Below are 3,421 nucleotides of genomic sequence, written 5' to 3' on the forward strand. Positions count from 1 at the left end.
GTGCCAAATGGTATCAGATGCGTGTTGAGTTTTAGCTTCTTTTTTGCTATAAAGTGTAGCTTTTACAAGGATAGATGTACCCCTATACGTTTATTGACACTATATATGGCGCATGCTACGATGAGAAAAATCACATATGATTGGGTTAGGTGTTTATAGACTTAATAGAGAATTTGGTACAAGCCAAAGCGGTCACGCCACTGTAACAGCGAGGGACTTTGCATAAAGGACGATATGCTCTTAGTCACTGAGATAATATCTTGGGAAGGTGCAAAGTAACGTTAAACTGGAGCCAGGAGAACTGCCTAATTAACAATTGCCAATTGACCTGCGAGTGACAGGGATGGGGATTTGCATAGATGAATGGTCGAACTATAAGTATATAGTTGGTAGTTCATTCTATCTATTAGCTTTTAGGCGTGGTAGTTAGTCTAACTGAGATGACAGCCCGTTTCCTCTTCGTGGGGAAACGGGCTTTTTGTGTTGATAACATGTGATTGTGTATTTTGAGAGTTTTGAATTGAGGTGCTTTTATGTTTAAGAAAAAGAAATTTATGGCTTATCTTGCCACGGTGCTCCTGCTAGTTGTGAGCATGATTATGACAGCTTGTGGTGGTCCAGCAGATACGAAAAAGGATGCCGCACAATCTGGCAAGCAAATTGAGATTACAGACGTAACAGGTCAAAAAGTTACGTTGAAAAAACCTGCAGAACGCGTAGTAGTTCAATTGAGTGCTTCTGGTGGGGCCTTCTTGACTATGGCTGCATTGCAAGGCAAAGATGTGGCTAAGACTATTGTTGGTATTGACCCTTATTTGAGCAAGTTGCGTACAGATATGTGGGATCGTTACAAATCTGAAGTGCCAGAGTTGGAAAAAATTCCTCTCATTGGTAACGTAAATGACAAAACATTTGATGTGGAAAAAGTAATTTCCTTGAATCCAGATGTTATCTTCATGCCTTTATACTTTAAAGATCAATACGAGTCTGATTACAAACCTAAAATCGATGCAGCTGGTATCCCTACTATTTATATCGATTACCATGCTGAAAAGCTTGAAAACCACCAAAAATCTATCGAAGCTATCGGTAAAGCATTGGGTAAAGAAGAGCGTGCAGCAGAAATCAACAAGTTCTATACTGAACGTTTAACAAGAGTTATGGACCGCATTAGCAAAATTAACAAACCAAAACCAACTGTTTACATTGAAACAGGTAACGAAGGTCCAGAAGGTTTAGGTTTTGCCTATAGTGCAAACGTAGCATGGGGCGCATTAGCAACTCAAGTTGGTGGCGACCTTATTACTAAAGATGTAGTTCAAAAAGCAGGTCCTGTTAACCCAGAATTTATTTTGGAAAGAAACCCAGATATCATCATCATTATCGGTTCCTACTGGCCTAAGAAACCGACATCCATGCGTTTAGGTTTCGATACAAATGAAGCAAAATCTCAAGCGTTGTTGAAAGCTTTCACCACAGAACGTCAAGGCTGGCCTGAATTGAAAGCCGTTCAATCTAAAAACGTTTACTCTACTCACCATGGTTTACCTCGTGAAGTATATGACGTTGCAGTATTCGAATATTTAGCTAAAACATTCTACCCTGAGGAATTCAAGGACGTAGATCCAGAAGGTACACTTAAGGAATTCTATGACAAATTCCTTCCATTCTCTTACGGTGGCGTTTGGTTTATGCAGTTGAACTAAAAAGGAGTTTTTCGTAGTGACAGAAACTAACAATCAGTACAATTATAAGAAACAGAGCTATAAAAAGCTCATGTTTATTATCATCGGTCTGATCATTTGCGCGGTAAGTTTTGTTACCGATATTATTGTAGGTCCTGCATCACTTACGTTGAGTGATGTATGGCTAGCATTAACAGACCCATCCGAGGTTTCCAAAAATGCGTATGTCATCATTTGGTCAATTCGCCTTCCGACGGCCATTATGGCATTACTGGTAGGCGCCTCCTTGGGCATTGCTGGTGCTGGTATGCAAACTATCCTTGATAACCCGTTATCTAGCCCGTATACACTTGGTATATCTGCAGGGGCTGGCTTCGGTGCTTCTCTCATGGTAGTTGTAGGCGCTAGTGCATTAGAGTTTTTAGGTGTCTTTATGGTTCCATTCGGCGCCTTCGTATTTGCTAGTTTGACGAGCTTCTTTATCTATTCCATCAATAAGATTAAGAATTTCTCTTCTGAAACGATGATTCTCGCTGGTATCGGCATGATGTTCTTGTTCCAAGCGCTTCAATCCTTGATGCAATATATGGCATCTCCTGAGGCCCTTCAAAACATCGTATTCTGGACAATGGGTAGCTTAGCAAAGGCAAACTGGATTAATATCTCCATCGTTCTCCTCGTGCTAGTTATCATGCTTCCACTCATGATGCGTGAGTCTTGGCGTTTAACGGCTTTAAAATTAGGCGATGAAAAGGCCTCTGGTCTAGGTGTTGATGTTGAAAGCTTGCGCGTAAAAGTATTTGCTTTCATTTCCCTTATCACTGCCGTAGCCGTTTCCTTCGTTGGAACTATTGGTTTTATCGGTATTGTAGGTCCACATATTGCACGTATGCTCGTAGGTGAGGATCAACGGTATTTCTTACCGCTATCTGCCGTGTGTGGCATGGCGATTTTGTCTCTCGCATCTATTGCGAGTAAAATGCTCGTTCCTGGGGCGATGTTCCCAATCGGTATTGTGACAGCAATCATCGGCGTACCTTTCTTCTTCTCGTTGGTATTAACTAGGAAAAGGAGCTATTTCAAATGATTGAAGTTCATAATTTAACCTTTGGCTATTCCTCTACGGAAGACGGACAAATCTTGAAGGGCGTTGATTTTGCCGCTAAAACTGGTAAATTGACGGCTCTCATCGGTACCAATGGTGCTGGTAAATCTACACTGTTAAAAACAATTATGGGTATCTTGAAAGGCAAGGGCGACATTACCATCAATGGTAAATCTGTAGCTGAATATTCTACAAAGGATTTCAGTAGTACAGTGAGCTACTTGTCTCAAGATAATGACTGTAGAGTCAATTTGACTGTTTTTGAAGTCGTTATGCTAGGGCGCATGGGATCCATGTCCTTCCGCGTAAGTGATGAAGACATTGCTGCTACACAAGAGGTGTTGGAACGGTTGAACTTGCAACGCTTTGCATCGCGCAGCATTATGGAGCTCAGTGGTGGTCAACGCCAACTTGTGTTCATGGCACAGGCCCTTGTAAAAGAACCTAAAATCTTAATTCTTGATGAACCGACGAGTGCTCTAGATTTGCATAAGCAATTTGACTTGTTAACATTGTTAAAAAATCTGACTCAAGAAAATGATTTTACAACACTTGTAACATTGCATCATCTTGATCTGGCGGCTATGTTTGCAGATGAAATCATCGTGCTCAAAGAGGGTAGAGTATACGC

Annotated in this window: 3 protein-coding genes and 1 riboswitch; all 3 genes read left to right on the forward strand. The window is 41.1% G+C overall.

Features of this window, described 5'->3' with window-relative positions; all coding sequences use genetic code 11:
- Positions 1-130 precede the first annotated feature (130 nt).
- Positions 131-324, forward strand: a riboswitch (cobalamin riboswitch).
- A 209-nt stretch (positions 325-533) separates the two neighbouring features.
- Complete coding sequence (locus tag RYM16_RS08880; protein ID WP_105081295.1) at positions 534-1,706, forward strand: ABC transporter substrate-binding protein; 1,173 nt, start codon at positions 534-536, stop codon at positions 1,704-1,706.
- Between the two features lie 16 nt (positions 1,707-1,722).
- Positions 1,723-2,772, forward strand: a complete 1,050-nt coding sequence (locus RYM16_RS08885) for an iron ABC transporter permease (protein ID WP_105081296.1) — start codon at positions 1,723-1,725, stop codon at positions 2,770-2,772.
- Positions 2,769-3,421: ABC transporter ATP-binding protein (locus tag RYM16_RS08890; protein WP_314983387.1), on the forward strand; the 653-nt coding region annotated here is incomplete at its 3' end. The genes RYM16_RS08885 and RYM16_RS08890, both read left to right, overlap by 4 nt.

This window comes from uncultured Veillonella sp. (assembly GCF_963524655.1).
Lineage (GTDB): Bacteria > Bacillota > Negativicutes > Veillonellales > Veillonellaceae > Veillonella.